24 protein-coding genes and 1 tRNA gene are annotated in these 26,715 nt (G+C 72.6%); 7 read left to right on the forward strand and 18 right to left on the reverse strand.

The annotated features are described in order from the left end of the window. Positions 1-64: 64 nt before the first annotated feature. Entirely contained in the window at positions 65-388 is a 324-nt protein-coding gene (locus ACH495_RS09020; protein ID WP_396857148.1) for a flavin reductase, read from the reverse strand. Between the two features lie 166 nt (positions 389-554). On the opposite strand from ACH495_RS09020, the gene ACH495_RS09025 reads away from it, so the two are divergent. Further along, on the forward strand, positions 555-761 hold the full coding sequence (locus ACH495_RS09025; protein ID WP_343444743.1) for a hypothetical protein: 207 nt from the start codon (positions 555-557) through the stop codon (positions 759-761). Positions 762-885: 124 nt separating this feature from the next. Here the strand turns inward: ACH495_RS09025 and ACH495_RS09030 are convergent, their stop codons facing one another. The 4 genes from ACH495_RS09030 to ACH495_RS09045 form a co-directional block, all read right to left on the reverse strand. After that, complete coding sequence (locus ACH495_RS09030) at positions 886-1,074, reverse strand: hypothetical protein (RefSeq protein WP_396857149.1); 189 nt, start codon at positions 1,072-1,074, stop codon at positions 886-888. 60 nt (positions 1,075-1,134) lie between these two features. Continuing rightward, complete coding sequence (locus tag ACH495_RS09035) at positions 1,135-1,737, reverse strand: hypothetical protein (RefSeq protein ID WP_396857150.1); 603 nt, start codon at positions 1,735-1,737, stop codon at positions 1,135-1,137. Positions 1,738-1,793: 56 nt separating this feature from the next. Continuing rightward, positions 1,794-2,552, reverse strand: coding sequence for an enoyl-CoA hydratase/isomerase family protein (locus tag ACH495_RS09040; RefSeq protein WP_396857151.1), 759 nt, complete (start codon positions 2,550-2,552; stop codon positions 1,794-1,796). 77 nt (positions 2,553-2,629) lie between these two features. Beyond that, positions 2,630-5,023 carry a M4 family metallopeptidase gene (locus ACH495_RS09045; RefSeq protein ID WP_396857152.1) on the reverse strand — a complete coding sequence of 798 codons (2,394 nt, stop codon included), beginning with the start codon at positions 5,021-5,023 and terminating at the stop codon, positions 2,630-2,632. 154 nt (positions 5,024-5,177) lie between these two features. On the opposite strand from ACH495_RS09045, the gene ACH495_RS09050 reads away from it, so the two are divergent. Then, positions 5,178-5,648, forward strand: a complete 471-nt coding sequence (locus ACH495_RS09050) for a protealysin inhibitor emfourin (protein WP_396857153.1) — start codon at positions 5,178-5,180, stop codon at positions 5,646-5,648. 9 nt (positions 5,649-5,657) lie between these two features. Here the strand turns inward: ACH495_RS09050 and ACH495_RS09055 are convergent, their stop codons facing one another. Continuing rightward, positions 5,658-6,542 carry a LysR family transcriptional regulator gene (locus ACH495_RS09055; protein ID WP_396857154.1) on the reverse strand — a complete coding sequence of 295 codons (885 nt, stop codon included), beginning with the start codon at positions 6,540-6,542 and terminating at the stop codon, positions 5,658-5,660. A 72-nt stretch (positions 6,543-6,614) separates the two neighbouring features. On the opposite strand from ACH495_RS09055, the gene ACH495_RS09060 reads away from it, so the two are divergent. Beyond that, positions 6,615-7,271, forward strand: a complete 657-nt coding sequence (locus ACH495_RS09060; protein WP_396857155.1) for a type 1 glutamine amidotransferase domain-containing protein — start codon at positions 6,615-6,617, stop codon at positions 7,269-7,271. 189 nt (positions 7,272-7,460) lie between these two features. Here ACH495_RS09060 and ACH495_RS09065 read toward each other — a convergent pair whose 3' ends face one another. The 5 genes from ACH495_RS09065 to ACH495_RS09085 form a co-directional block, all read right to left on the reverse strand. Beyond that, positions 7,461-8,072 carry a histidine phosphatase family protein gene (locus ACH495_RS09065; protein ID WP_396857156.1) on the reverse strand — a complete coding sequence of 204 codons (612 nt, stop codon included), beginning with the start codon at positions 8,070-8,072 and terminating at the stop codon, positions 7,461-7,463. A 67-nt stretch (positions 8,073-8,139) separates the two neighbouring features. Continuing rightward, a complete protein-coding gene (locus ACH495_RS09070) occupies positions 8,140-8,574 on the reverse strand; it encodes a VOC family protein (protein WP_396857157.1) in 435 nt (144 codons plus the stop codon). Between the two features lie 35 nt (positions 8,575-8,609). Then, complete coding sequence (locus ACH495_RS09075) at positions 8,610-9,113, reverse strand: helix-turn-helix domain-containing protein (protein ID WP_396857158.1); 504 nt, start codon at positions 9,111-9,113, stop codon at positions 8,610-8,612. A 44-nt stretch (positions 9,114-9,157) separates the two neighbouring features. Further along, a complete protein-coding gene (locus ACH495_RS09080) occupies positions 9,158-11,236 on the reverse strand; it encodes a multicopper oxidase family protein (protein WP_396857159.1) in 2,079 nt (692 codons plus the stop codon). A 494-nt stretch (positions 11,237-11,730) separates the two neighbouring features. Further along, positions 11,731-11,807: transfer RNA gene (locus tag ACH495_RS09085), tRNA-Thr, on the reverse strand. A gap of 364 nt (positions 11,808-12,171) precedes the next feature. On the opposite strand from ACH495_RS09085, the gene ACH495_RS09090 reads away from it, so the two are divergent. After that, positions 12,172-13,263, forward strand: coding sequence for an ABC transporter ATP-binding protein (locus tag ACH495_RS09090; protein WP_396857160.1), 1,092 nt, complete (start codon positions 12,172-12,174; stop codon positions 13,261-13,263). Positions 13,264-13,321: 58 nt separating this feature from the next. Here the strand turns inward: ACH495_RS09090 and rlmB are convergent, their stop codons facing one another. Both rlmB and cysS read right to left on the reverse strand, forming a co-directional pair. Next, on the reverse strand, positions 13,322-14,446 hold the full coding sequence (gene rlmB, locus ACH495_RS09095) for a 23S rRNA (guanosine(2251)-2'-O)-methyltransferase RlmB (protein WP_396857161.1): 1,125 nt from the start codon (positions 14,444-14,446) through the stop codon (positions 13,322-13,324). After that, a complete protein-coding gene (gene cysS, locus ACH495_RS09100; protein WP_396857162.1) occupies positions 14,446-15,861 on the reverse strand; it encodes a cysteine--tRNA ligase in 1,416 nt (471 codons plus the stop codon). Before cysS ends, rlmB begins: the two co-directional genes overlap by 1 nt. A 63-nt stretch (positions 15,862-15,924) precedes the next feature. Here cysS and ACH495_RS09105 point away from each other — a divergent pair, with 63 nt between their 5' ends. Next, complete coding sequence (locus ACH495_RS09105) at positions 15,925-16,572, forward strand: IclR family transcriptional regulator (RefSeq protein ID WP_396857163.1); 648 nt, start codon at positions 15,925-15,927, stop codon at positions 16,570-16,572. 292 nt (positions 16,573-16,864) lie between these two features. Then, positions 16,865-18,166, forward strand: coding sequence for a hypothetical protein (locus tag ACH495_RS09110; RefSeq protein ID WP_396857164.1), 1,302 nt, complete (start codon positions 16,865-16,867; stop codon positions 18,164-18,166). A 125-nt stretch (positions 18,167-18,291) separates the two neighbouring features. On the opposite strand, the gene ACH495_RS09115 is transcribed toward ACH495_RS09110, so the two are convergent. The 4 genes from ACH495_RS09115 to ACH495_RS09130 form a co-directional block, all read right to left on the reverse strand. Further along, positions 18,292-21,831 (reverse strand): hypothetical protein, encoded by a 3,540-nt coding sequence (locus ACH495_RS09115; protein ID WP_396857165.1) that lies wholly within the window; start codon positions 21,829-21,831, stop codon positions 18,292-18,294. A gap of 252 nt (positions 21,832-22,083) precedes the next feature. Beyond that, positions 22,084-23,775, reverse strand: a complete 1,692-nt coding sequence (locus tag ACH495_RS09120; RefSeq protein ID WP_396857341.1) for a S8 family serine peptidase — start codon at positions 23,773-23,775, stop codon at positions 22,084-22,086. Between the two features lie 90 nt (positions 23,776-23,865). Beyond that, positions 23,866-24,564: an HAD family hydrolase gene (locus tag ACH495_RS09125; protein ID WP_396857166.1), complete on the reverse strand. Its 699-nt coding sequence runs from the start codon at positions 24,562-24,564 to the stop codon at positions 23,866-23,868. Continuing rightward, positions 24,561-25,523 carry an EamA family transporter gene (locus ACH495_RS09130; RefSeq protein ID WP_396857167.1) on the reverse strand — a complete coding sequence of 321 codons (963 nt, stop codon included), beginning with the start codon at positions 25,521-25,523 and terminating at the stop codon, positions 24,561-24,563. The genes ACH495_RS09125 and ACH495_RS09130 overlap by 4 nt, the downstream gene beginning before the upstream one ends. Before the next feature lie 72 nt (positions 25,524-25,595). On the opposite strand from ACH495_RS09130, the gene ACH495_RS09135 reads away from it, so the two are divergent. Then, positions 25,596-26,141 (forward strand): CGNR zinc finger domain-containing protein, encoded by a 546-nt coding sequence (locus ACH495_RS09135; RefSeq protein ID WP_396857168.1) that lies wholly within the window; start codon positions 25,596-25,598, stop codon positions 26,139-26,141. On the opposite strand, the gene ACH495_RS09140 is transcribed toward ACH495_RS09135, so the two are convergent. After that, positions 26,108-26,704 carry a GNAT family N-acetyltransferase gene (locus ACH495_RS09140; RefSeq protein WP_396857169.1) on the reverse strand — a complete coding sequence of 199 codons (597 nt, stop codon included), beginning with the start codon at positions 26,702-26,704 and terminating at the stop codon, positions 26,108-26,110. The two genes, ACH495_RS09135 and ACH495_RS09140, sit on opposite strands and share 34 nt — an antisense overlap. Between the last annotated feature and the right edge of the window lie 11 nt (positions 26,705-26,715).

Raw genomic sequence — 26,715 nt, forward strand, 5'->3', positions numbered from 1 at the left:
GCGGGCACAGGGGGCGGCGCCGGGGGTACGCCTCCGGCGCGGCGCCCGCCGGCCCCGTCCGGCCCTAGCTGTCCGTTGAACTTTCCCGGGCGCGACGCGGCGATCGGGAGCCGCTCCTGAAGTGACCGGCGTTGCGTGCCCGGCTCACGGCCAGGTGCCGCACCCAGCCCAGGAACCTGCCATACATCGCCACCCCGTCCGGCGGCTCGGCATTCAGCCGGGTCAGGTCGGCGATCGCCTCGTGCAGCAGCTCGGCCATGTCGACGGCCAGCCACTTCGGTTCGCCGGCGTACTGCGCGGCCAACTCCAGCCGAGCCGGTCCGCAGGGCCACGGGTTGGCGCAGGCCGCACAGAACCACAGCGGCTTGACGGGTGCATGGCGCTGCATCTCCACCTCCTGATGGGTCGACGTGAGGCCGCACCGCCAGCAGGGCGGGTCTCGCAACCCATCGCACCGCACGCTCCACCCCCCTGTCAATCTGGGGACCCCTATTTGAGTATCCCTGATCGGGGACCACCGTTCGGGGAGATGAGTATGTGCATATGTTCAGGCCATGGCCAAGGGACCCGGCACACTGATGGGACCGTGGGAGATCTGCGAACGGCTCGGGGTGTCCCGATCGCGGTTCCAGCAGATCGCCATGCGCCCCTCGTTCCCGAAGCCGTACCAGGAGCTACGCGCCACGAAGGTGTGGTTGGCCGCCGACGTGGAAGCCTGGATCGCCGAGCACCGACAGCCTCGACCGACCGACGACGAGTAGGCCCGCCCCGCGATCGGCCGGGGATCGGATGATCGACTCCAGTACGCCGAAGTAGCGGGGTCGCGGCTCTCGGGATGCCGCCACTTCCCCGAACCGGAGCCCGGTCCGTCTCCCGGGAGCCCCCTCAGAGCGGTTCCGTCGCCGGGTCGGCGGGATGCGCCCGCAGGAACGCCTCGGCCCGGCGCGCGTCGCGGAGAAGCAGCCCCACCAGAATCGACACCAGCGTGAAGAACACGATCACGCCGACGAGCAGCAGCCGAACCCGTCGGCGTCCCTGCCGGATCTCCTGAACTTGCCTCGTGCCGTCCCTCATGGCCCCAAGATGAGACCTTGGAAGGAAATGGCCCCGGGAGGGGCCGAGATCTTCCAAGATCTAGTGCAGCGCGCGGGTGGGCTCGATCGGGTGGTGGTGACGCAGGTACGTCGCCGCGCGGCGGGCGTCCCGGTGGACCTGCCATCCGGCGAGCGCGAACAGCGCCGCCACCAAGCCGAAGACGGCCAGCGCCACGGGCGGGGCGAACCGGGCCAACGCCTGCCCGAGGTTGAACACCACGAGCCCGACCGCGAGCGTCGCCCACCAGCCACCGTCCACCATCTGGCGCGCGACCATGGTGAGCGTCGATGGGTCGGCGTCGGTGTCGCCGCGCCGCACCTGCTTGACCAGCCGGGACCGCTCTCGCATGCCCATCGCCCACAGTGGGGACTGCCGGCGGGACCGGAGCCGCCCGTGACGGGCGGCCCACACCAGCGCACCGACCTCGACCAGCAGGCCGAGGACGGTGAGCGCGAGCCCGGTGACCTGCGCCCACTCCGGCGTCCGTCCCTGCGGCCAGGACGGCAGGTTCCCGCCGTTCACCTGCCGGGCGATCAGCACGCCGAGCAGGCCGCCCAGCAGCGGCACGCCGAGCATGCTCCAGAGGAACCGGCGTCGGCCGCGCCGGATCAGGTGTGCCTGGTCGCTTCGACCGTCCATCATGGGCCCCCGTTCGTTGCCCGGGGCGTACCCAGCGGGGGCCGCCGGTCAAACGGCGGTCAGTGCGGGGCCCAGCCGAAGCGCGGCGGCCGGCGCTCGTTGGCCGCCGCCACCCCCTCGCGGGCCTCGCCACTGTCCCGCACCTGCGCGTGCCACCAGGCGATCCGGTCGGCGTCGGCACGCCCGTCGACGATCTCCTTCGCGGCGGTCACGGTGAGCCGGGAGCGCCCGGCCACGGTGGCGGTCAACGCCGCCACCCGATCGGGAAGCCCGGCGGCCGGCAACACCTCGTCGACCAGGCCGATCCGCAACGCCCGCTCGGCGTCGACGAGGTCGCCGGTGAACAGCAGGTGCTTGGCCGCAGACGGCCCGACCAGGCCGGCCAGCCGCCGGGTGGTCGGCGCGGGATAGACCAGGCCGAGCCGCGCCGGCGGTACGCCGAACCGGGCGTCCGCCGCGGCCAGCCGCAGGTCGCAGGCGACGGCGAGCTGGCAGCCGCCGCCCACGCAGGCGCCCTCGATCGCGGCGACGGTGGGGCGGCCGAACGCGGCGAGTCGTTCCTCGGCGGCCACCGCGATGCTCCCGTCGCCGGCGGCCAGCAGCTCGTCCAGGTCACCCAGGTCGGCGCCGGCGCAGAACGTGCCGCCCGCCCCGGTGAGCACCAGCACCCGGACCGCCGGGTCCGCCTCCAGGCCGTCGAGCAGCACCGGGAGCTGCCGCCACATGGCCGGGGTCATGGCGTTGCGGCGGGCCGGGTTCCGGATCACCACGGTCGCCACCGGGCCGTCCACCGTGACGGTCAACTCCGCGTCGGACATGGGTCCGACCGTAACGGGCGGGGCCCGGTGACCACCCGCGTGGGGTGGCCGCCGGGCCCCGAGGTCGGGCGGTCAGGTCAGGAGACGTCGACCGCGGTGTCGTCGATCACGAACGAGGTCTGGAGGGACGCGTCCTCGGTGCCGGTGAACTTCAACGTGACGGTCTGCCCGGCGTACGCGGCCAGGGAGAACGACCGCTGGGTGTAGCCGGTGGCCTTGTTCAGGTTCGAGTAGGTCGCCAGCGTCGCCAGCACGGTGCCGGACGAGTTGAGCACCTGCACGTTCAGCTTGTCGTACTGCACGCTGGTGGTGGACTCGGCCGAGTCGATGTGCAGCCAGAAGCTGAAGTTGTAGGTCGAGCAGCCGCTCGGCAGCGCCACCGACTGCGCGATGTTCTCGTTGCTGCTGTAGCCGTAGCCGTTCAGCCAGGCGAACCGGGTGCCGCCGTGCGCCGACTGGCCGGTGAAGGCGCCGATCGCGCCGGTGGTGCCGGTCCACGGGCTGGTGCCGGTCTCGAAGCCCGCGTTGCCGAGCTTCTGGCCGGCGCCGGTGCAGCCGCCGCCGGTGCCGGTGACGGTCAGCGAGTACGTGGCGGACTTCGTGCCCGACGTCGCGCTGCCGGTGACCGTCACCGAGTAGGTGCCGGGCGTGGTGCTCGCGCTGGTGGCGATGGTGAGGGTGGACGAGGCGCCCGAGGTCACCGAGGCGGGGCTGAACGACGCGGTGGCGCCGCTCGGCAGGCCGGACGCGGAGAACGTGACGGTCTGCGCGGTCCCGCTGGTGGTGCCGGTGCCGACGGTGGCGGAGACGGAACCGCCCTGGGCCACCGACCCGGCGGTCGGGGAGAGCGAGACGGAGAAGTCGTTACCGGTGGAGCTGCACGGCGCGTCGCTGCCGGCCACGTTCACCGCGGTCCACGCCGCCTGGACGGCCTTGTACTCGGTCGAGCAGTTGCCGTACAGGTCGGTCGCCGCCCGCAGGCTGTAGGCCCGGGCGGTGTTCGACGGGGTGGTGGTGTTGACGTACGAGGTGTTCGAGGTGAAGTACACGTCGAGCGCCCGGTACCAGATCTTCTCCGCCTTGGCGCGACCGATGCCGGTCACCGCCGGGGCCGAGCCGCAGACCGGCGAGGTGCCGTACGCGGTGGCGCCGGTGCCCTCGGCCAGGTTGAAGTAGAAGTGGTTGCCCACGCCGGAGGAGTAGTGCACGTCCTTGTTCTTCGTGCTGGTGGACCAGCAGGAGTCGGACGAGCCGTCCAGCGACGGGTTGTACATGTAGCGCAGCGGCGTACCGTTGCCGTTGATGTTGATCTTCTCGCCGACCTGGTAGTCGCCCGGGTCGCTGGGCGCGGCGGCGTAGAACTCCATCATGTTGCCGAAGATGTCGCTGGTGGCCTCGTTGAGGCCGCCGGACTCACCGGAGTAGACCAGGCCGGACAGCGCCTCGGTGACGCCGTGGCTCATCTCGTGCCCGGCCACGTCCAGCGAGACCAGCGGGCGGGAGTTGCCCGAACCGTCGCCGTAGGTCATCTGGGCGCCGTCCCAGAACGCGTTGACGTAGTTGCTGCCGTAGTGCACCCGGCTCGGCACGCCCTGGCCGTTGCCGAAGATTCCGTTGCGGCCGTGCACGTTGAGGAAGTAGTCGAACGTCTTCGCGGCGCCGAAGTGGGCGTCCACGGCGGCCGACTGCCGGTTGGAGTTGGCGCCGTTGCCCCACGCGTTGTCGGCGTCGGTGAAGGTGGTGCAGGTGGAGGTGCCGTTGTTCATGTCGCAGGTACGGCCGTTGCCGTGCGACGGGTCGATCATCTGGTAGGTGCTGCCGGAGAGCGTCGTGTCGATGCTGACCGTGCCGGTGTAGATGCCCTGGCCGCTGCCGACCACCGACTCGATCTCGTCGTACGAGCCGATCACCTTGCCGGTGGTGGCGTCGGTGACGACGTGCAGCTTCGACGGCGTCTGCTTGTCCGCCTTCCAGCCGGAGGCGACCGTCTCCCAGGCCAGCCGGCCCTTGCCGCTGCTGGCGTCGACGAACAGCTCGGGCGTGCCGACGGAGGTGAGGCTGCCGGAGAACGCCTTGCGCGCGCTGGCCTTGGCCGCGGCCGCGCCGACCTTGGCGCTGGTGCCGAGCGTGAGCGGGGCGGACAGGCCGACCGAGGTGCCGGTCATGGTGCCGTTCGGAGCGGTGTGGACGACGAAGTCACCGCCGTAGACCCGCAGGCCCTGATAGGTCCGGGTGTAGCGGGTGTGCGCCGCCCCGGAGGGGTCGACCTTGGTGCGGACGGCCTGGTACGCCTCCCCGCTGGCACCCTGCACGGCGCCGGGGTTGGCGCGGAGCAGGCTGTCGGCGCGCGCCGCGGCGGCGCGCTCGGGGCTGGGGGCGCTGGGCGCTGCCGCTTGCGCCGTGCTGGTGACGCAGGCCAGCACGCCGCTGGTGAGCAGCGCTGCGCTGACGGCGGCGACGGTTCTTTTCACGTGCCCTCCTGAAAGGAAGTTGTGACGGGGGTAGTCACTGATGTAGATATAGCTGAGACATCGAAGGACGTGAAAGAGGGCGACGGTTTCCCGCCTCAGACACTGACCGAACGGATGAGGGGGGCGCGGTGGTCCGGAACCGGGTGGCCCCGTCGTGCGTCCGATCGGTATGAGAGCAGCCCCCGCCGCGGCGATCGCCCTCGCCGCCGTCCTCACCCCGCTCGCCGGCTGCGCCCGCGCCGACGCACCGGCCCCCGTCGGGCCGGCCGCCACCGCGCTGCCCGGCGTCGAGGTGGTGCTCGTGCGGTCCGGCGGCATCGCCGGGCTGACCGACACCGTCACCGTGCGGCCGGACGGCCACTGGACGAAGACCGACCGGGCCGGCGCCGCCCGCGACGGCCAGCTCGCCGACGCCGACCTCGACCGGCTGCGGCAGCTCATCGCCGATCCCCGACTGGCCGCCGAGGCCGCCGTCACGGCGCCGGCCACCATGTGCGCCGACGCGTTCCACTACCGGCTCACCGTCGGCCGGACCACCAGCTCCTACGTCGACTGCCCGCCGCAGGCCACCCCGCCGGCCGCCACCGCCGACGTGGTCGACCTGCTCACCCGCGCCACCGGCTGACCGGCCCGCTCACCAGCCCGGCGCCGCCGTCAGCAGCGCCCGGCGCACGGCCTGCACCTCGCGCCGCCCGGCCGCCCCCGGCCGGGCCGCCAGGAAGAGCGTGTTCAGCGGCGGCACCGGCGGCGCGAGCAGCGCCCGCACCGCGCCCGAGGCCAGCTCCCCCCGGCAGAGGTACGCGGGCAGCACGCTTGCCCCGGCGCCCGCCACCACCGCCGACCGGACCGCCCGCAGATCGGCCACGACCAGGCTGGGGGTGCGGGTGAGCCGGGTGTCGAAGACGGTCCGCCAGTAGCGGCGCAGGATCGGCGCCTCCTCCCCATAGGCGACCAGCGGCACGTCGCGCAGCGCCGCCGGGGTCACCGGGTCGGGCAGCCGCTCCGCCCAGGCCGGCGCCGCCACCAGCACGAACTCCTCGTCATAGAGTGCCTCCACGACCACGCCACGCCGACGCGGGCGCACGCTCGTCACCGCCAGGTCGAGCCGGCCGGCCACCAGGTCGTCCAGCAGCCGCTCCGGCATCCCGGCCACCGCCCGCAGCTCCAGACCGTCGGCGACCAGACCGGCGAGCGCCGGCAGCACCCGCTCCGCGAGCAGCTCGGCCGGCCCGCCGAGAAAGACCGTCCGGGCGTACGCCGCACCCGGCTCGTCGGTCAGCACGGCGGCGAGCCGGTCCAGCGGCTCGGCCACCCGGCGGGCCAGCTCGTCCCCGGCGACGGTCGGGGTGACGCCCCGGGGCAGCCGGTCGAACAGCGGTCGCCCGACCGCCTCCTCCAACGCCCGGAGCTGCGCGGTCACCGTGGGCTGCGCCACACCCAGCAGCTCGGCCGCGCCGGTGACCGACCCGGCGCGGTGCACGGCGAGAAAGCTGCGGAGCAGGTCCAACGACACCTTCACATCAGTAAACCTATCGCCGACGTGACTCTCGCCTATTGGTCAGCTATGGCTCGGCGCGCCAGCATGGATCCCATGACTCGTGCACTCATCGCGCTGACCAGCCATTCCGACCTCGGCACCACCGGCCGCAAGACCGGCTACTACGTCGGCGAGGCCGCCGAACCGTGGGAGGTCTTCCGCGCCGCCGGGTACGACGTCGACCTGGTCTCGGTGGCCGGCGGCGAGCCGCCGACCGACGGCCGGGACGAGACCGACCGGACCCAGAACGACTTCCTCGCCACCGCCGGCGTGACCGACACCCCGAAGGCGGCGGACGTCGACCCGGCCGGCTACGACGTGATCGTCTTCGCCGGCGGCCACGGCACCATGTGGGACTTCCCCGACGACCCCGACCTGGCCCGGATCGCCCGCTCGGTCTACGAGCGCGGCGGCGTGGTCGCCGCCGTCTGCCACGGCCCGTCCGCGCTGGTTAACCTCACCCTCTCCGACGGCTCCCGCCTGGTCGCCGGCAAGCGGGTCGCCGGCTTCACCAACGACGAGGAGGCCGCCGTCGGCCTCACCGACGCGGTGCCGTTCCTGCTCGCCGACAAGCTCGCCGAGGCCGGCGCGCAGCACGTCCCGGCGCCGAACTTCACCGAGCACGTGGTGGTCGACGGCCGCCTGGTCACCGGCCAGAACCCGCAGTCCGCCCGCGCCCTCGCCGACGCCGTGGTGAAGCTGCGCGGCTGACCCCGGCATCGGGCCACGGCGCGCCCCGCGCCCCCGCCCCCGTGCTCACATTCACCGAAAGAGTGGCTATCCGAGCCCGAACAGCCACTCTTTCCGTGAAACTGCGGGGTGCGTGGGGTGCGTGGGGTGCGACGCGGCGGCGTCGGGTTGCGGGGGGCGGCCCGGCTCCGGCCCGGGTGAGCGGACGGTTTAGAACCGGTAGTCGTCGGGCAGGCCGGTGGCGCGCAGCTCGGGCGGCAGGTGGGCGGCGTCGTTCACCGCGAGCACCGTCGGCGGGCCGGCCGAGCTGTAACGGATCACGGTCAACGCGCAGTTGGCGTGGGCGAGCCCGATCCACCGGTGTGCCGGCGCCTCCAGCGCGTGCCGGACCAGCCAGGCGACCAGGAAGTTGTGGGTCACCACCAGCTCGCGTACGTCGCCCTCGGCGGGGGCGGTGGCGAACCGGGCCACCGCCCCCGCCGTCACGCGCGGCCCGTCCCGCCGCTCCGCCTCGGTGAACTGCGTCAGGAACGCCGCGTGCCGTTCCGGCAGGCCGGCCGGGTCGGTGTCGTGCGGCATGTGGTCACCGGCCCGGTCGTCGACGTGGACCGGGACACCCGGCAACGACGCCGCGACCAGCGCGGCGGTCTCCGCGGCCCGAGCCAGCGGCCCGTGGTGCACCGCGTCGAGGCGCGCGTCGCGCAGGCGCTCGCCGAGCAGCGTCGCCTGGCGGCGGCCCCGCGCCGACAGGCCGGTGTCCGCCTCCTCCTCGGGGCGGTCCTGCTCGCCGTGCCGGGCCAGGAACAACAGCCGGCTTCCCATCGGTCACCTCACCAAGATCGGGAAAGCCGACCCTAGCCCGCCGCCCCCGGCACCCGCAGCCCCGCGCTCAGCCGTTCGCCCACCGCTCGCGCGGGTGCATCTGACCGATCCGGATCCGGTTGCCGAACGGGTCGCGGATGCCGAAGTCGATCCCGTACGGCCGCTCGGTCGGCTCGTCGGTGATGTCCACGCCCTTGGCCACCAGGTCCGCGTGCGCCTTGTGCGCGTCGTCAGTGGTCAGGAACAGGAAGCCGCCGGTGGCGCCCTTCGTGAGCAGCTCCCGGACCAGCTCGGCGGTCTTCGGGTCCAGCGCCGGCGGGCCGGGCTTCTCCAGCAGGATCTCCCGGTCGGGGTCACCCGGCACGTTGACCGTGAGCCAGCGCATGAAGCCGAGATCCTGATCGGTGTTGATCTCGAGGCCGAGCTTGCCGACGTAGAAGTCGAGCGCCTCGTCCTGGTCCAGCACATAGATCTGAGAGCGGGAAATAGCGGTCATCGTCATGCCGAGGACGCTAGAGCAGGCGTCCGGCCTGCTGCTTATCCAAAACTGCCTGTTCGGGCCGCAGCACGCCGATGCCCGCCCTGCACCGCTTTGTCCTCGACGGGACCGACCACCGCCGGTGCCGGCCCGGCCGGTCGGCCGGCAGCGGCGCTCGGGCGCATCCATGCCCTGGTGAAGCAGCTCGGCACGTCGGCCAGGGCGGCCCTGCGGCGGCGGTAGGCGGAGGGAGACTCGCCGACGATGTCGTGGAACGTCCGGCTGAACGTGCCGAGGCTGCCGAACCCGACCAGATGGCAGATCTCGGTGACCGGCTCCGCGGTGCGCACCAGCAGGTACATGGCCCGCTCGATCCGGCGACGTTGCAGATAGCGGTGCGGCGTCTCGCCGAACGTCGCCCGGAAGGTGCGAATGAAGTGCGCCTCGGAGACGTGCGCGACCCGGGCCAGCGCCGGAATGTCCAGCGGCTGGGCGTACGCCCGGTCCATCGCGTCCCGGGCCCGCAGCATCGCCCGGTTCGACTTCTCCACCGCCCGGCTCATCCGGACCGCGCCTCGGCCACCTCGGCACCGTACCGGGTGCCGAGTCAACCCCCGCGTGCCGTGCCCGCCGTACCGCCTCCGCCGTCGGCCGGCGCTCGCCCGCCGGCGCGGCGGCGCAGCGCCAGGGCCGCCGCGCCGGCCGCGCCCAGCGTCACGACGCCGCCCACCGCGAGCCCGGTGGTGGTGTCCTTCGCGGTCCGGCCGCCGTCGCCGGTCCGGGCCGCGCCCGAGGGCAGCACCTCCACCGGACGCATCATGTCGTTGTCCTGATGCTCCAGGATGTGGCAGTGCCAGACGTACCGGCCGGGATACCGGAACCGGGCCACGATCCGGGTCGTCTCACCCGGCTGGACCATGACCGTGTCGAGCGGGCCGCGTTCCTGCGGCGGCACTGCGCCGTCCCCGCGCGGCCCTCGGCCCAGCAGCAGGAAATGGGTGCCGTGCAGGTGGATCGGGTGGGCCGAGGGAGTGTGGTTGTGCAGCTCCCAGATCTCCGACTCCCCCGCCACGGGCGTCTCCGTGACCGGGTCGTCGAAGTGCAGCGGCCGCTCGCGCCCCCGGGCGTCCACGGTGCCGAGCAGGAACGCGGCGGGTTCCCGCTCCGCCCGGCGCTCGGCCAGGAGCAGCCGGCGGGTCCGCCGGGCGGCGCCCGGGGGCGGGGGCGCCGGGAGTGAGAGCTGGTCCGGGGGTACGGTGCGGTCCGCCCCGACGCGGTCGACAACCATCAGCTTGAGCACCTGCCCGGTGGTACCCGGGTCGGTTGCGTCATGCCCGCCGGCGCCCTGGTGTGCCGGGTCGGAGCCCTCGTTGACGAGGTACAGCGTCGTGCCCGCCGGCACGGCGGTGAAGTCGACGACGACATCGGCCCGCTGGGCGGCGGCGAGCGGGAGGCGGTCCAGCCGGACCGGCGCGGGAAGGAAGCCGACGTCCGAGCCGATCTGCCAGAGCGGCGGCTCGGGCCGCGCCGGCCGCGCCGTCGGGTGGGCGGCGATCGAGAGCGTCAGCGTACGACCGTTGCAGCCGTTCAGCAGCCGGAACCGGTACCGGCGCCGCTCGACCCGCAGCACCGGCCAGGTGACGCCGTTGACCACCATGGTGTTCCCCAGGAACATCGGGACCCAGATCGGGGGCACCGACGGGTCCGCGGCCGGCCCGTCCCCGCGCTCGGCGCTGCGGTCGGGATAGAACAACGAGCCGTCGGCCCGGAAGGACCGGTCCTGGATCGTCAGCGGGATCTCGTGCGGGCCACCGGGCAGTACGCCGGCCGGCAGGTCGTGCGGACCGCCGCGCAACAGGTAGAGCCCGGCCAGCCCGGCGTAGATGGTCAACCGGTCCACGCCGAGGGTGTGATCGTGGTACCAGAGCGCGGTGGGCGGCTGCTCGTTCGGATACCGGTAGGTGGCCGAGCCGGGCCGCCAGCGCAGGCCGGCGCGCTCGCGGGCGGCCTCGGCGTACCGGTCGTACCAGCTCCCCACCCGGGCGTAGCCGGCCGGGATGTCGCGGGCGTCCGGCAGGAACCACGCCTCGGAATGCCCGTCGAACTCCGGCTGGGTGAGCTGGCCGTGCAGGTGCGTGACCAGCGGCACCGGGCCGTCGTAGTGGTTCGGACCGGCGGCGTCCACGAGCGAGCCCCGCGAGTCCCGCCCGCGTACCCCGCCCGGCGGGTTGGCCCAGTGCAGCGTCGGGTCCACCGGCAGGAAGAAGCGCAGGTAACGCCCGTTGCTGTCGACGAGCTGGTTGAGCCAGGTGACCTGCACCGGCCGGCCGACCCGGGCCTCGATCGTCCGGCCCGGCCAACGGAACGTCCCCGGATGGTCCGCCGAGCCGTACCCCCAGACCGTCGTGCGGGGCAGCCCGACCGGCAGGACCTGCTGCGCGAACTGCCGTCCCGCGATGCGGTACTCGTCGACGTCACCGGCGGACCGGACCGCCGGCATCCGCCCGGGGAGCGGCAGCGAGGTGACGTACTTCGGGATCGTCGCCGGATCGAGCAGCGGCGTCGCGCCGGTCGCGGCCGGCGTTTCAGGGCTACGGGCTCCGGCCAGCGCGCCGGACCAGGATGCGACCGAGCCGCCGGCCAGGCCGGCGAGGCCGGCCACGATGACGTTCCGTCGAGTTGTCACGGGTGCTTCCTTCCGGACGAGCGCACCCGCAACGATTACCAGGGGATTCATGGCGCTATGGGCGGTATAGGGCTTCCGCCCTGGAATGCAACCCTTGCGGGGAATGGTGGACACCCCAGCCCGCCGTCGTTCCGGGCGATGACGCAGCGAGGACTGCCCGAGCGGCCGATCCGCCACCGCGCCCATCCACAGCAGGCCGAAAGCGTGACAGTCATCGATTGAGCAAATCGCGCCGGGAGGAGCCGCCATGGACGCACTGAGGAAGACCTGGCTGGTCGCGGGCGGGTGCTACGTGCTCGCCTGCGTCGGCACCGCCGTCGTGCTGTTCCGCCGTCGCGGCCCTCCCCATCGCGGTGTGGGAGTTCTCGCTGGGCGTCTACCTGATCGCCAAAGGCTTCCGGCCCGCGCCGGCCACCGTCGGCGCCCGGACCGTCCAGAACGCCACCGGCTGACTGTCGCGCGTGGGCTGTCCGCCGGGAAACGTCTTGTGGAATTGGAGCCCCCGGCCGGGATCGAACCGGCGACATCTCGCTTACAAGGCGAGTGCTCTGGCCAGCTGAGCTACAGGGGCGCGTGTGACGGGCTCAGCATAGCGACTGGGCTCGGGAAATCCCGCCTGGCAGGGGTCCCGAGCACGGAAAACGTCACTTTCCTGACCGGGGCGGCGGGCGGATCGTCCTCTGATCACGCTCACAACGGGGAGATTGATGCCTCCCAGTGCCTGGGTGACCGAAATGTGTATGCCGTCCGTCCCACCCGCTGCTCTCCGTCTTGGCACGATCGCGAAAGCCGTTTACGGTTCAGTGACACGGACGACACTCCGGCCGGCCTTGGCTGCCCGGGCGACGCCCCCGTTGGCCGGCACCTCGGGTGCCGGTCGCTCCTTCACTCGGATCGTCCGGCACGTTCCTGCCGGTGAAAGGAAGCGCTCCCTCATGGCTACGGTCACCTACGCGAAGGCGTCCCGGATCTATCCGGGCACCGAGCGCCCCGCCGTCAACCAGCTCGACCTCCAGATCGGTGACGGGGAGTTCCTCGTCCTGGTCGGTCCGTCCGGCTGCGGAAAGTCCACCAGCCTGCGGATGCTCGCCGGCCTGGAGGACGTCGACGACGGCGCGATCTACATCGACGACCGGGACGTCACCCACCTCCCGCCGAAGGCCCGCGACATCGCGATGGTCTTCCAGAACTACGCGCTCTACCCGCACATGACGGTGTACGAGAACATGGCGTTCGCGCTGAAGCTGCGCAAGACCTCGAAGTCGGAGATCGACCGGCGGGTCAAGGAGGCGGCCGGGCTGCTCCAGCTCGAGGAGTTCCTCAGCCGCAAGCCGAAGGCGCTCTCCGGTGGTCAGCGCCAGCGGGTCGCCATGGGCCGCGCGATCGTCCGGGAGCCGCAGGTCTTCCTCATGGACGAGCCGCTGTCGAACCTCGACGCCAAGCTCCGGGTGCAGACCCGTACCCAGATCGCCTCGCTCCAGGCGAAGCTCGGCGTCACCACCGTCTACGTCACCCACGACCAGGTCGAGGCCATGACCATGGGTCACCGGGTGGCGGTCATGCTGGACGGCGTGCTCCAGCAGGTGGACACCCCGCGGGCGCTCTACGACACCCCCTCCAACGTCTTCGTCGCCGGCTTCATGGGCTCCCCCGCCATGAACATCAAGACGGTGCCGCTGACCGAGCAGGGCGGCGCGTTCGCCGAGATGATCATCCCGCTCACCCGTGAGCAGATCGCGGCGGCCCGCGCCGAGGGCGGCGACAACAAGGTCACCGTCGGCTTCCGGCCGGAGGACTGCGACCTGGTGAGCCCGTCCGAGGGCGGCATGCCGGTCGTGGTCGAGCTGGTCGAGGACCTGGGCTCCGACGCCAACGTCTACGGCCACGCCGCGCTCGAGGGCCACAACGAGCGGTTCGTGGTCCGCACCGACCGGCGCAGCATGCCGAACATGGGCGACACCGTGTTCGTCAAGCCGCGTGCCGGCCGCAACCACGTCTTCAACGCCAGCACCGGCAAGCGGATCTGACGTACGCGAAGAAAGGGGCGGCCCGCCACGGCGGACCGCCCCTTTTCGGGTTTCCGGGTCAGGCCTCGACGGCGCGACGGCGCGCGACCTCGGCGAGCGTGACCGCGGCGGCGACGCTCGCGTTGAGCGACTCCACGTCGGAGACCATCGGGATGCTGACGGTCAGGTCACAGGTCTCGCCGACCAGGCGGGACAGGCCGCGCCCCTCCGAGCCGACCACCACGACCAGCGGGCCGACCGCGGCCTCCAGGTCGTAGAGGTCGGTCTGCCCGTCGGCGTCCAGGCCGACCACGACGAAGCCGGCCTCCTTGCACGCCTTGAGCGACCGGGTCAGGTTGGTGACCTGGGCGACCGGGACGCGCGCGGCCGCGCCGGCACTGGTCCGCCACGCGGTCGCGGTGATCCCGGCGGCACGCCGCTCGGGTACGAAGACACCCTGCGCGCCGAACGCGGCGGCCGACCGGATCACCGCGCCGAGGTTGCGCGGGTCGGTGACGCCGTCCAGCGCGACCAGCAGCGGGGCGGCCTGCTCCAGCGCGGCGGTGACCAGGTCCTCGAACGGCTCGTAGGCGAACGGCGGCACCTGGAGGCCGACGCCCTGGTGCAGCACCCCGCCGGTCATCCGGTCCAGCTCGGCGCGGCTGATCTCGAGGATCGCGATGCCCCGGTCGGCGGCGGTGCGGACGATCTCCTTGACCCGGTCGTCGACGTCGATGCCCTGCGCGGTGTAGAGCGCGGTCGCCGGCACCTGGGCGCGCAGCGACTCCAGCACCGGGTTCCGCCCGACGAGCAGCTCGGGGCTGTCCTTCGCCGGGTTCGACTTGCGGCCCGGGGCGACCCGGGGCCCGCCGGACCGGCCGGCCGGCTTGCCGCCGCCGCGGCCCTTGGCGGTGGGTACGCCCCGACCGCCGCCCTTGCCCCAGGTGGTGTCCTTGCTGCCGGGCTGGCCGATCTTGGGCGCCCGGCCCTCCTCGGCGGCGGCGCGGCGCTCCTTGTCCTGCTTCCAGGCGGTGCGCTGGGGCAGCTTCTCGGTGCCGGAGTATGCCTTGTGCCAGGGGCGCTCGTCGGCCGGCAGGGTGCGACCCCGACCGGCGAGGGAGTCCTTGTTCTTGCCACCGGTGCCCTTGGGGGCGCCTGCCTTCGGCGTCAGTCGCCGGCCACGGCGCTGCGAGTTGCCGGCCATCAGTCCTGCTCTCCAATAGTCCAACGCGGGCCCTGGGGGGTGTCCTCGACGACCACGCCGGCCTGCTTGAGCTGGTCGCGTACGGCGTCGGCGGCGGCCCAGTCCTTGCGGCTGCGGGCCTGGGCGCGCTGCTCCAGGGCCAGCGCGATCAGCGAGTCCACCACACCGCGCAGGTCGTCCGTGCGCCCGCCGCCGGTCCAGGCCGGGTCCAGGGGGTCGACGCCGAGGATATCCAGCATCCCCCGCGCGGCGGCGAGCGTCGTGCGGACGGTCACATCGTCGCCGCCGCTCAACGCCGTGTTGCCGTCCCGGACGACCTCGTGCAGCACGGCGAGCGCCGCCGAGGTGTTGAGGTCGTCGTCCATCGCCGCCACGAACCCGGCCGGCAGCCCACCGGGTCGGCCCTCGCCGACCCGCTCGGCGGCCCGCTGCACGAAGCCCTCGATCCTCCGGTACGCGACAGCGGCCTCGCGCAGCGCGTCCTCCGAGTAGTCGATGCGGGACCGGTAGTGCGCGGCGGCGTAGTAGTAGCGCAGCTCGACCGGGCGCACCCCGAGCGAGGCCACGTAGTCGAGGTCGAGCGTGTTGCCGAGCGACTTGCCCATCTTGGTGCCGCCGATGCCGAGCAGGCCGTGGTGCACCCAGTAGCGGGCGAACGGCAGGTCGGCGGCCTGCGACTGGGCGATCTCGTTCTCGTGGTGCGGGAACGTCAGGTCGAGCCCGCCGCCGTGGATGTCGAACTCGGCGCCCAGGTATCGCCAGCACATCGCCGAGCACTCGATGTGCCAGCCGGGCCGGCCGCGGCCCCACGGCGAGGGCCAGGAGGCGTCGACTGGCTCGCCCGGCTTGACGCCCTTCCAGAGCGCGAAGTCACGCGGGTCGCGCTTGCCCCGGTCGGGCGCGTCGCCGGCCGGTTGCATGTCGGCCGGGGACTGCCCGGACAGCGAGCCGTACGCCGGCCAGGACGCCACGTCGAAGTAGACGTCGCCGGAGCCGTCGGTGGCCGGGTAGGCGTGCCCGGTCTCGATCAGGCGGGCGATCAGCTCGTGCATCTCCGGAATGTGACCGGTGGCCCGCGGCTCGTGGGTCGGCGGGAGCACGTTCAACGCCCGGTAGGAGGCGGCGAGGATCTGCTCGTTGGCGTACGCGATCGACCAGAACGGCCGGCCCTGCTCGACGGCCTTCGCCAGGACCTTGTCGTCGATGTCGGTCAGGTTGCGGATGAAGGTGACCTCGAACCCGTTGCCGACCAGCCAGCGACGCAGCACGTCGTAGTTGACGCCGGAGCGAAGGTGGCCGATGTGCGGCGGCGCCTGGAGCGTGAGACCACACAGGTAGACCCCCACCTTGCCGGCTTCCCGCGGGACGAAGTCCCGCACCGATCGGGTGGCGGTGTCATACAGGCGTAGCGTCACCTCACAAGGGTAGCCCTCCACACATTTCCGGGTTGGCCGGAGCCGGGTCGTACGCTGCGTGCTGTGGACACGGCGGCACGCCCGGGAGAGACCGCGCAGACCCTGGACCGGGGTCTGCGCCTGCTGCACCTCGTCGCGGACGCGCCGGGCGGGCTGACCGTCACCGAGGCCGCGCACCGGCTCGGCATCGGCCGGGCGGCCGTCTACCGGCTGGTCGGCGCGTTGACCGCGCACGGCATGCTCCGGCGCGACGGCGAGGGCCGGCTCCGGCTGGGGGTGGGCGTGCTGCACCTGGCCCGCCGGGCGCAGCCGCTGCTCGCCGAGGGTGCGCTGCCGGCACTGCGCCGGCTCGCCGAGCAGACCGGGGCGACCGCCCACCTGACGGTGGTGGAGGGCGGCGAGGGGGTCGCGCTGGCCGTGGTCGAGCCGAGCTGGACCGCGTTCCACGTCGCGTACCGGACCGGCACCCGGCACCCGTTGGCGCGGGGCGCGGCGGGCCGGGCCGTGCTGGCCGGGCGGGCCGGCGAGTCCGGCCCGGTGAGCACCAGCGGTGAGCTCCAGTCCGGCGCGTACGGGGTGGCGGCGCCGGTGCTCGGCGTGCCCGGGCTGGAGGGGAGCGTCGGCGTGGTGTCGCTGACCCCGCTCGACGTGACCGAGGTCGGCGCCCAGGTCACCGCCGCCGCCGAGGCGGTCGCCGCCGCGCTCTCCTGACCGAACCGCCCCGCCTGGGCTGGCGGGCTGGCGGGCGCAAGTTCGGGGAAGTGGCGGCATCCGCCCGGCTCGCATACGCCCACCTCGGCGAAATGGCGGCGCCACCCGCTGCGGATACGCCCATCTCGCCGGAACGGCGTCGCTCCTGACCGCGGCGCGGTTCGGGAACGGGTGCAGGCCCTAGCACATCGCGGGCGTCGGTGGGGGCTGTCCACAGGCGTGGTACGGACTCGGCAGTGGTGATTGTCCACAGGGGTGTCGACAGCCGCCTCGGAGCCACCACGCTTGCCGTATGCCACCTCACCCTCACCGCCCGCCGCAGTTGGCCTGGCAGGTCTTTCGTGGCTCGGACGCGGTCCGGCGCGGCCTTCTCTCGCGCCACCACCTCCGGGGCGCGTCCTGGCTCCGGCTCCGGCATGACGTCTACGCCGACGCCCGCCTCGACCGCGACCACGAGCTGGCCTGCCGCGCCGTGTTGCTCCGCATGCCGCCCGGCACGTTGATCGCCGGGCCGTCGGCGGCCTACCTGCACGGGGTCGAGCACGCCGCCGACTTCACCGACGACGTGCACGTCCTGCTGCCGGCCACGGTCCGAGCCGACTCCCAACCCGGCGTCCGGGTGCACCACGCCCCGGTGTCCAGCACCCGCAGCGGCCTGCTGGTTCCCGCCGGCACCGTCACGGCACCGATGAACACCGCCGCGCCGACCGGCTTCGGCCCGATGCCGGCACGCGCCGCCATCTCGACCGGCACGACCACTCGGCGCGGCGCGGGCAGACGACTCCCGGCCGTCCGGCCACCCGACGCGGCGGACCCGGGCCGTCCGCCGGTTCGGCACCGCCCGCCGCGTCCGGCCGGCCCGACGACTCCCCCCGGGTCGCCGGCCGGATCGACCGGTCCCCCGGAGCTGATGAGACCCCCCGCCCCGGTCGGGCCGCCGGACCCGAGAACACCCACCCCGGCCGGGCCGCCGGACCCGAGAACACCCACCCCGGCCGGGCTGCCGAACCCGAGAACACCCACCCCGGCCGGGCTGCCGAACCCGAGGCCGCCCGCCCCGGCCGGACCGCCGCCCCGCACCGCACCCGTCGCCTGCGCCTGGGAGACGGCGGTCTGGGCCGATCCCGTGCGTGCCGTCGGCATCATCGACGGGCTGCTGCGCATCCGTGCGGTCAGCCCGGCCGGGCTCGCCACCGAGGCGGCGCGGAACGCCGGCCGTCCGGGCGGCCGGCGGGCGTCCTGGGTGTTCGGCCTGACCGACGGATGCGCCCAGTCACCGCCCGAGTCACATCTGCGGGTGCGGCTCGTGCTCGCCGGTCTGCCGCGCCCGGTGGCGCAGCACCCGGTACGCGTGCCGGCCGGCCCTGTCCTGCATCCCGACCTGGCGTGGCCGGAGTTCCGCGTGGCGGTCGAGTACGACGGCCGGTGGCACGCGGATCCCGATCGGATGCACCTCGACCGGTGTCGGCTCAACCAGCTCGTGGGGGCAGGCTGGCTGGTGCTGCACGTGACCGGCCGACGCCTGCGCCAGGAGTTCCCGGCCCTGGTTCGCGAGATCCGCGCCGCGCTGGTGGCCCGCGGCTGGCGCCCGTGACCTCTCCACTCCGGCGCACCGGTCCGAACACGCGCACCCGTCGCGCCAACTTCGCCGGTGTCGCCTCACCACTCGGAGAGGCGGCGACGCCCGGGAGATCCGGACGCCGCCGCACCGGTTTCCGGTCAGGCCGGCGTCGTCACGGCGACGATGCCGCTGAACGCCGAGCTGCCGAACGAGTTCACCGCCTGGATCCGGTAGTAGTAGGTCGTCGACCGGGCCCGCCCGGTGTCGCTGTAGCTTCGGGCGCTTCCGGCCAGGGTGAACGTGGCCAGGTTGGCGGTGAACGCCACGTTGGTCGCCCGCTGGAGCACGAAGCTGGTGACCACGCTGCTGGCGCTCTCCTGCCAGGTGAGGTTCACGGTCGCGGTGCCGCCGGCCACGGCGACGGCCGTGCCAGCAAGGTTCGTCGGGGCAGCCGGCGGGCCGCCGACGGCGATCGTGGCGGTGTTCGACCAGGGCGAGCCGACGCCAAGATAGACGGTACGCACCCGGTAGTAGTAGGTGGTGCCGGCCACGACGGTGGTGTCGGTGTAGCTGGTCGCGTTGGCGGCCAACGTGACGGTGGTCAGCCCGGTGGTGAAGGCGGCGTTGGTCGCCCGTTGGAGTTCCACCGAGGTGGAGTACGACCGGTTGATCCAGTTCAGGGTGACCCGCACCGGGGCGCTGCCCGGCTGGGTGGCGGTCAGGTTCGTGGGCGCGCTCAGGGTGACCACTGCCGACGCGGTGTTCGACCAGCCGGAGTAGCTGGCGCTGTTCTCCCGCCGCACCCGGTAGAAGTAGGTGGTTCCGGGCACCGCTGTCGAGTCGGTGTAGCTGGTCGCGCCCGCCGCGAGGGTGAAGGTGGTGAGGTTGGCGGTGAACGTGGAGTTGGTCGAGCGCTGCACGAGGACCTGGGTGGCGGCCGGCAGGCCGGCGGGGTTCGTCCAGTTCAGCACGATCCCCGGCGGGACCGTGGTCGATCCGGCGGTGGCGGTGGCGGTGAGGTTGGTCGGCGGCGCCGGCGACACCCGGATCACCATCGGCCGCATCATGTCGAAGTCCTCGTGGTCGACCATGTGGCAGTGCCAGACATACTCCCAGCCGAAGTTGTAGGGCTGGTTGGTGACGACGGCCGGGTCGCCGGTCTGCGGGTCGATCTGGGCGAAGCCGTTCGTGGTGCCGGGGACCTGGGTCGGGTCGAGCAGCCGGACGCTGTCGCCGATCTTGAACGGCAGGTTGACCGGCAGCGAGGGCCGCATGGCCACGATGCAGTCCTCGAGCGGATTCATCCGCACGGTCTCCTTCCACCCGACCTCGTTGGCGTCCGGCGGCTTGTAGACGCCGTCCCAGCCGACCCGGTTGACCAGTTGCACGTTGAAGTAGTGGAAGTGCATGAAGTGGGTGTCCACGCCGTTGTGGGTGACCTTCCAGATCTGGGTGCCGTCACCGGTGGAGCCGACCGGGGTGGCCAGGTTGGACATGTAGAGGATCTCGGTCGGCGGGTCGATGTAGCCCAGCGGGATCGTGGTCTGGATGAACGCGCTGGTCTTGGGCAGCTCGACACCGAGCGTCGGCAACGCCCGGCCGTAGATCGGGTCGAACTCCTCGACGATCGCCTTTGGTTGCAGGTCGAGGGTGACCGGGGTGGTGCCGCCCACCGGGACGTAGGTGATGGTGGTGTCCTGGATCGCCACGTAGTGGTTCGTGTAGTTGGTCCCGAACGCCGCGTTGTACGCCTTCTCCGGCACGATCGGCTTCGGCTGGCTCTGCGCGTACGCCTGGGGCAGTCGGGTCCGGAGCCGGGCGAGGTCGAACGGCGCGGCCGGGGTGCCCACGACGCGGATCTGCATGATGGTCCGGGTGTTCGGGCCGTAGCCGGGCTGGGTGGTGGGCGCCCCGCCGGTGTCGGTCTGGTCCGGGTCGCCGGTGTAGTAGTCGTACCGGGTGTCGTAGGCGGGCATGGGCGCCGGGGCGTCGTTGTAGAGGATGATCGTCGACCCGGGCGCGACCGTGGAGAAGTCGACGATCACGTCTGCGCGTTCGGCCGGGCCGATCAGCAGCGAGTGGTCGGAGACGTTGAGCACCGTGATCGAGCGGCGGTCGTACTCGTAGTTGATGGGCTGGGGCGGGATGACGGCGACCTCCGGCAGGAGCCCGCCCTCGTTGCCGATCTGGATCCAGTCCGGGCCGACCGCGCTCGGGGCGGGCACGCCGCCCTCCCGGCCGTCGGTGGGCCAGGTCGGCGGGAAGGCCGGGTTCGGGCACGCCTCGACCATCGGCACCTCGCCGGAGGCGCCGTCGTTCAACGTGCCGTCCGGCTTCCACATCGTCCCGTTCGAGGCGGCGTGGTAGAGCTGGAGGTTGAGCGCCCGGTCGTTGCACGCGTTGAGGATCCGGAACCGGTACGCCTTCGGCTCGACCTGCAACGTCGGGTAGGCGCAGCCGTTCACGATCGGGGTGTCCATGAACGCCTCGGGCGTGATGGTGGGCAGCGGCGTCCCGGGCTGCACCGGCGGCTCCCAGGGCCGGGTCACCGGGTCGTAGTAGGGGTTGGGCACCGGCCCCTGCTCGATGCCGGTGAACGGCGGCCAGAACCACGGTCCGTAGTCCCAGCGGCCCATCGGGTTGGCGCCTGCGGCGTTGAAGGGGTTCTGGTTGGGCATGTAGACGTGCGGCATCCACAGGCTGCCCGCGTCGCCCCAGTTGGCGGTGTCCCAGGTGGGGTCCTGCCGGGCGAGCTGGCTCGGACCCGGCACGAACGTCTTGTCCTGGAACATCAGGGGGATCTCCTCGGCGGGGATGACGCCGTCGGTCACCAGTTGCCGCTCCACCGGGTCCTGGAGCAGGAGCATCCCGAGCTGCCCGCTGTACGGGTTGAGGTGGGTGATCCCCTCGGTGTGGTCGTGGAACCACATCATCCGGGCGCTCTGCTGCATCGCGTAGTAGAGCGTGACCGCGCCCGGGCCGGGGTCGGGCATGTCCGGCACGTTCGCGTAGCTGGCCCCCTTCGGGTAGGACGTGACCTCGCCGGCCGGGGTGAACCACTGGAGCGGGGTGCCGTCACTGATCCACTGTGTCTCGGAGCCGTGCATGTGCATGACGATCCGGTTCTGCGGGTAGAGCTCGGTGTTGTTGAGCGGGCCGGTGCCGTTGCCGGTGAGCGTGATGTCGACGGGCAGGAGCAGGTTGCCGGCCGTGCCGGTGGGCAGTTGGTTGATCAGCTTGATCCGGATCGGGCGGTCCCGTCGGGCGTAGATGAGTGGGCCGCCGTAGAACGGGCGGGGCGGCGGCGGCACGGTGTTGTGCCCGTTGGCGTCGGTGCCGTAGTTGATCTGCTTGTAGCCGCGCAGGCGGGTGCCCGGCACGTCCTTGTGCAGTTGCTGGGAGTACCGCTGGACCCAGATCTCGTAGTAGTCGCTGCCGGGGTAGGTGATGGTGTCCGGCACCGCCACCGGCAGGTAGTTGCCCAGGTCGTTCGCGTTGCCGGGGCCGACGCCCGGCAGGGTGTCGACGAACTTGCGCACCCCGGTGCCCGGTTGCACCACTCCGCCGACGACGGTCGGGAGCGGGCTGTTCGCAAAGTTCGGGATGAACCCGAAGTAGTCCGGTGGCGCGGCGGCCACCGCCGCCTCGGTCGCGCCCTGCTTCGGGACGGCAGCCTTGCGGATGGTCTCCTCGGACATGTCGCTCCTCCTCCGCGGGGGCCGCCGCAGCAGCACCGCTCGCAGCCCAATGATCACTATCAGTAACCATTGAAGTCGAGCGACATCGCTGAAGGAAGGGACTTCCGGCCCAGTCGGAGGGGGTTTGAGCTGCACGAATGCCAAATCACACCAACCGGACAGCGTCCGGCGGGAAGACCACGGTGCGCATTCTCCAGGCGCGGAGAAGCCCGGGCGACGTACGCCGCCCGGGCTTCTCGTGATGCGGTGTGCTTACGGCCGCGCGTTGGGCTTCAGCGGCGTCTTCACCGCCGCGTAGGCGTCGACGATGCCGTAGCCGTAGAAGCCGTTGAAGTTCAACGAACCCGCGCAGTACGCGTTGTACGTCTCGTCCCGGCCCTCGTTGGTGTAGGTCTGCAGCCGCGGCTCCGGGCAGGCGTGCTCGGCCGCCGTCCGGTAGAGGTGCTGCTCGACCAGGTCCGGCGCCATGCCGAAGCCGTTACGGCCCTGCTGCTTGCCGTACCGGCTGACGATCAGCGCGGCCACACCGGCGGCGTGCGGGGACGCCATCGACGTGCCCTGGAGGTAGGTGTAGTAGCCGCACTCACCCTTGGCCGTGCACTGCTTGAACACCGAGTCCTCGAAGCCGGCCACGATGTTGCCGTTCTCGTCGACCGACCCCTCCTCCTGGAGCACCTTCTTCGGGTACGTGGAGAGGATCATGTTGGCGTCGGTGCGGTACGTGTCGGTGCCGAAGCCGTCCCGGAACCAGCCGCCCGGGGCCGCCACCGAGGTCTGCTCGGTGCCGTAGTTCGAGTAGTCGGCCTTCTTGCCGGACGGGCCGACGGACGACACGCTGATCACGTGCGGGCCCTCGGTGGGCAGGTCCCAGCAGCTCGCGTTGTCGATCGGCCGCGGGTACGGCGGGGTGTCGCCGTAGTCCGGGCTGCTCTCGTCGACGCGGGGGTCGCCCAGGTCCTCGTTGTTGTTGCCCAGCGCGCCGACCAGCGTGACGCCCTTGCGGTGGGCGAAGGTCAGGGCCCGCTTCATGGCCTCGATGATGGTCCGCTGCTCGGCCTGCTGCTCCGGGGTGTCGGCCGGGTTGGCGGTGCAGTTGTAGAGCCACGGGTCGACGTAGAACGACATGTTGACCACGTCGAGCCCGGAACGGCCGGCGTGCACCAGCGCGTTGACCACCGGGTTGAGGAAGAAGTAGCCGCTGTCCTGGCCACCCTTCAGCTCGACCAGGGAGATCTTCGGGGCCACGCCGGAGAGGCCGAAGCCGTTGGCGGCCGCGCCGATCGTGCCGGCCACGTGGGTGCCGTGGCCACCGTCGTCGGTGCCGACCGGGTCGAGGCAGCTCGCCACCTCGCAGGGGCCGTCGACGTCGGGGAGGTCCGGCGCGAAGTTGCGGGACAGCGCCCAGTTGAAGTTCGGGGCCAGGTCGGGCTGGCTGGCGTCGACGCCGGTGTCCAGGACGCCGACGGTCACCCGACGGTCACCCGGCTCGATCTTGCGCGCCTGGTCGGCCCGGATCATGTCCAGACCCCACAGCTTGTCGTCCAGCGGGTCCATCTTCTTGGCGTTGCCCTTGGCGGCCCGGCCCTTGCTCGCGGCGGCGGCGGCCAGGTGTTCCTGCTCGACCCGGTCGAGCTTCGGCTTCCGGCCGATCGCCTTCTCCTCGGCCGCGCCGAGCAGCGCGCCGGCGGCGGTGGCCCGGCTGGCGAAGTCCGCCCGGTCGCTGGTCACCTGGAACAGGCCCACGTCGTCGGTGCGGGAGACGATCGTGCCGCCGGCCGCCTTGATCGCGGCGATCGCGGCGTCGTTGGACACGCCGCTCTCCGCCAGCACGGTGAAGGTCCGGGTGTTGGACGGCGCAGCCGTCGCCGGGACACCGAGGCCGGTCACCGTGAGTGCCAGCGAGGCCGCGACCGCGACCGCACCGGCGGTGAAGCGCTTGCTCACCACATTCAGATCCTCTCGTTGAGGGACGTGGCTGTCATCCCACATCACGGGAGCAGGTTTCGCCAGGTGTACGCCCGGAATAGCCCTCAATCAGGCATTCGCGCTCGTCAACGCGGCCAGCACCCCGGGCAGCTCGGCCAACGTGGACACCTCGGCGTCGGGTTCGAGGCCGCGCGGGCGGGGCAGTCCGGCCCGGTTGAGCCAGACGGCCCGCAGGCCGGCCCGCTGGGCGGCGGCCACGTCGTGTTCCGGCGAGTCGCCGACGTGCACGATCCGGGCGGCGGGCAGCCCGGCGGCCGCCACCACGGCGGCGAAGAACGCCGGCGCCGGCTTCTCCGGCAGGCCGCCCTCGTGCGCGTACCGGGCGAAGGCGAACTGGCCGTCGAGTCCACAGCGTTCGGCACGGCTGTTGCCGTTGGTGGCGAAGCCCAGCAGGTGGTGCGGGCGCAACGCGGCCAGCGCCGGCAGCACGTCGGGGAACGGCCGGCTCAGGGCGTACCGGCGGGCGAAGAAGAGTGCCGCGAACTCGTCCAGGTGGGCGTCCAGCCCGGCCCGGGCCAGCGAGCGGGCCAGCGCGACGCGCCGGATCTCCCCCACCGGGGCCGCGCTGAGCGCGCCGAAGACCGCGCCCCAGTCCCCCTCCAGGTCCGCGAGCGACACCTCGGCCGCCGCCGGGGTCCGCCGCCGCATCTCCTCGAGTACGGTCGCCAGCGCGCCGGTGACCGCCGGGCGCAGGTCGATCAGGGTCTCGTCGGCGTCGAAGACGACTGCGGTTCGGGGCGCGGTCACCGCTCACCGGCCAGCGCCGACTCGGCCGGGACCGGCGACACCGCCCCGGGGTCGGCCCGCAGCTCGTCCACCCGGACCAGCGCGACGCCGCCGACGATGAGCGCGCCGCCGACGAGTTGGATCGCGCTCGGCAGCTCGTTCAGCACCAGCCAGGCGATCAGCACCGCGAACATCACCTCGGTCAACCCCACGAAGGACGAGAGCCGGGCGCCGAGCAGCCGTGCCCCGGCGACGCCGGACAGGTACGCGACCACTGCGGCGATCAGCGACAGCCCGAGGATCGGCACCAGCCAGCTCACCCGGTGCCCGGCGAAGCTGACGTCGGCGGTGCCGGCGGCCAGCGGGAGCACCCCCAGCGCGCCGAGCAGCAGCAGCACCAGTGCGCCGACGGCCATGCCACCGCTGGCCATCACCACCGAGGGCAGTTCGGCGTCGAGGCGGCCGGCGATGACGAAGTAGCCGGCCAGCCCGATCCCGGCGCCGAGCCCCCAGAGCACGCCCACCGGGTCGAGGCGGCCGGCGCCGGTGAGGTCGAGGACGAGCACCAGCCCGGCCAGCGCGGTGAGCGAACCGGCCACGGTCAGCACCCGGGGGCGTTGCCCGTGGACCAGCCACATCCAGCCGACCACCAGCACGATGCCGAGGTATTCCAGCAGCAGCGCCACGCCGACCGGAAGGTACCGGACCGCGTTGAAGAAGCATGCCTGGGCCAGGGCCACGCCGAGCAGCCCGAACAGCACCACGGTGAGCGCGTGGCGGCGCAGCACCGGCCAGCGACCGCGCAACACCAGCAGGGCGGGCACGGCCAGCACCAGGGCGGCGATGCCGACCCGGGCGATCACCACCGCCACCGCCGACCACTCACCGGTGATCAGCGGACGGGCGAACGTGCCCGAGGTGGCGAACGTGAGCGCGGAGAGCAGGGCCAAGCCGAGCCCGGCGCCGGACCGTTCACGCATCGGCATCTCCTGGTCATGAGTGAAGAAGGGGTACGCTGATGACGTTAGGGGTGCCGTCGGACAGGAGTCAAGTTGCTTTTCGCCCATGACACCGAGTGCGGGTTGGTGGCCGCCGCCGCGTTGGTGAACACCGCCGGCCCGGGCCGGGAGGGCCTGCCGGACGTGGCCGCGCTCGACGGGTTCTTCACCGCGTACGGGTGGAGCGGCCGGCACGAGCACACCGACGCCGAACTGCGCCAGGTCCGCGCGTTGCGGCCCCGGCTGCGCCGGATCTGGTACGCCGACACCGACGAGGTGGTGGAGATCGTCAACGGGCTGCTCCGCGAGTCGCACGCCCTGCCGCAGCTCATCCGGCACGACGACGAGCCGTACCATGTGCACGCCGTGCCCCGCGACGCGCCGCTGGCCACCCGGATGGCGGTCGAGGCCGCGATGGCCGTGGCCGACCTGGTCCGCTCCGGTGAGCTGACCCGGCTGCGCCGCTGCGACCACCCCGACTGCGACAACGTGCTGGTCGACCTGTCGAAGAACCGGTCCCGCCGGTTCTGCGACGCCGGCTGCGGCAACCGGGCCGCGGTCAGCGCCTACCGGGCCCGCAGGGCGGCGTCCCACTCCTGACGGATCGCGGGCCAGTCCTGGGCGAGCAGCTCGTACTCCACCTCGCCGTGCTCCGTACCCGGGATCGGGTCGTCGAAGACGAGGTGGAACGTGCGGGTGTAGCGCAACCCGGCGCGGGCCATCACCGCGCGGGACCGGTCGTTGACGGCCATGGTCTGGGCCCACACCCGCCGCACCCCGACCGTGTCGAACGCGTGCCGCACCAACGCGCGCGCGCCCTCGGTGGCCAGCCCGTGCCCCCACACCGCGCGATGCAACCGGTAGCCCAGCTCCGCCTCGACGCCGTCGTCGGACGGGTCGAGCGCCAGCCAGCCGAGGAACTCCCCGCTCAACCGGTCGAGCGCGGCCCAGCGACCCAGCCCGGGATGACGGCCGTACTGTGCCAGCAGCCGGGGCAGCACGTCGTCCCGGATCGTCGCGGCCGGCGTCGCCTCGCCGCCGGTCAGGAAGCGCATGACCTCCGGGTCGGCGTCCAACTCGACCAACCGGTCCACGTCGGCCATGGTGAACCGGCGCAACGTCAGCCGCTCGGTCTCCCGCAACACCCCGTCGTCGTCAGGCACGGTCGGATCAT

The organism is Micromonospora sp. NPDC018662, assembly GCF_044391475.1.
GTDB lineage: Bacteria > Actinomycetota > Actinomycetes > Mycobacteriales > Micromonosporaceae > Micromonospora.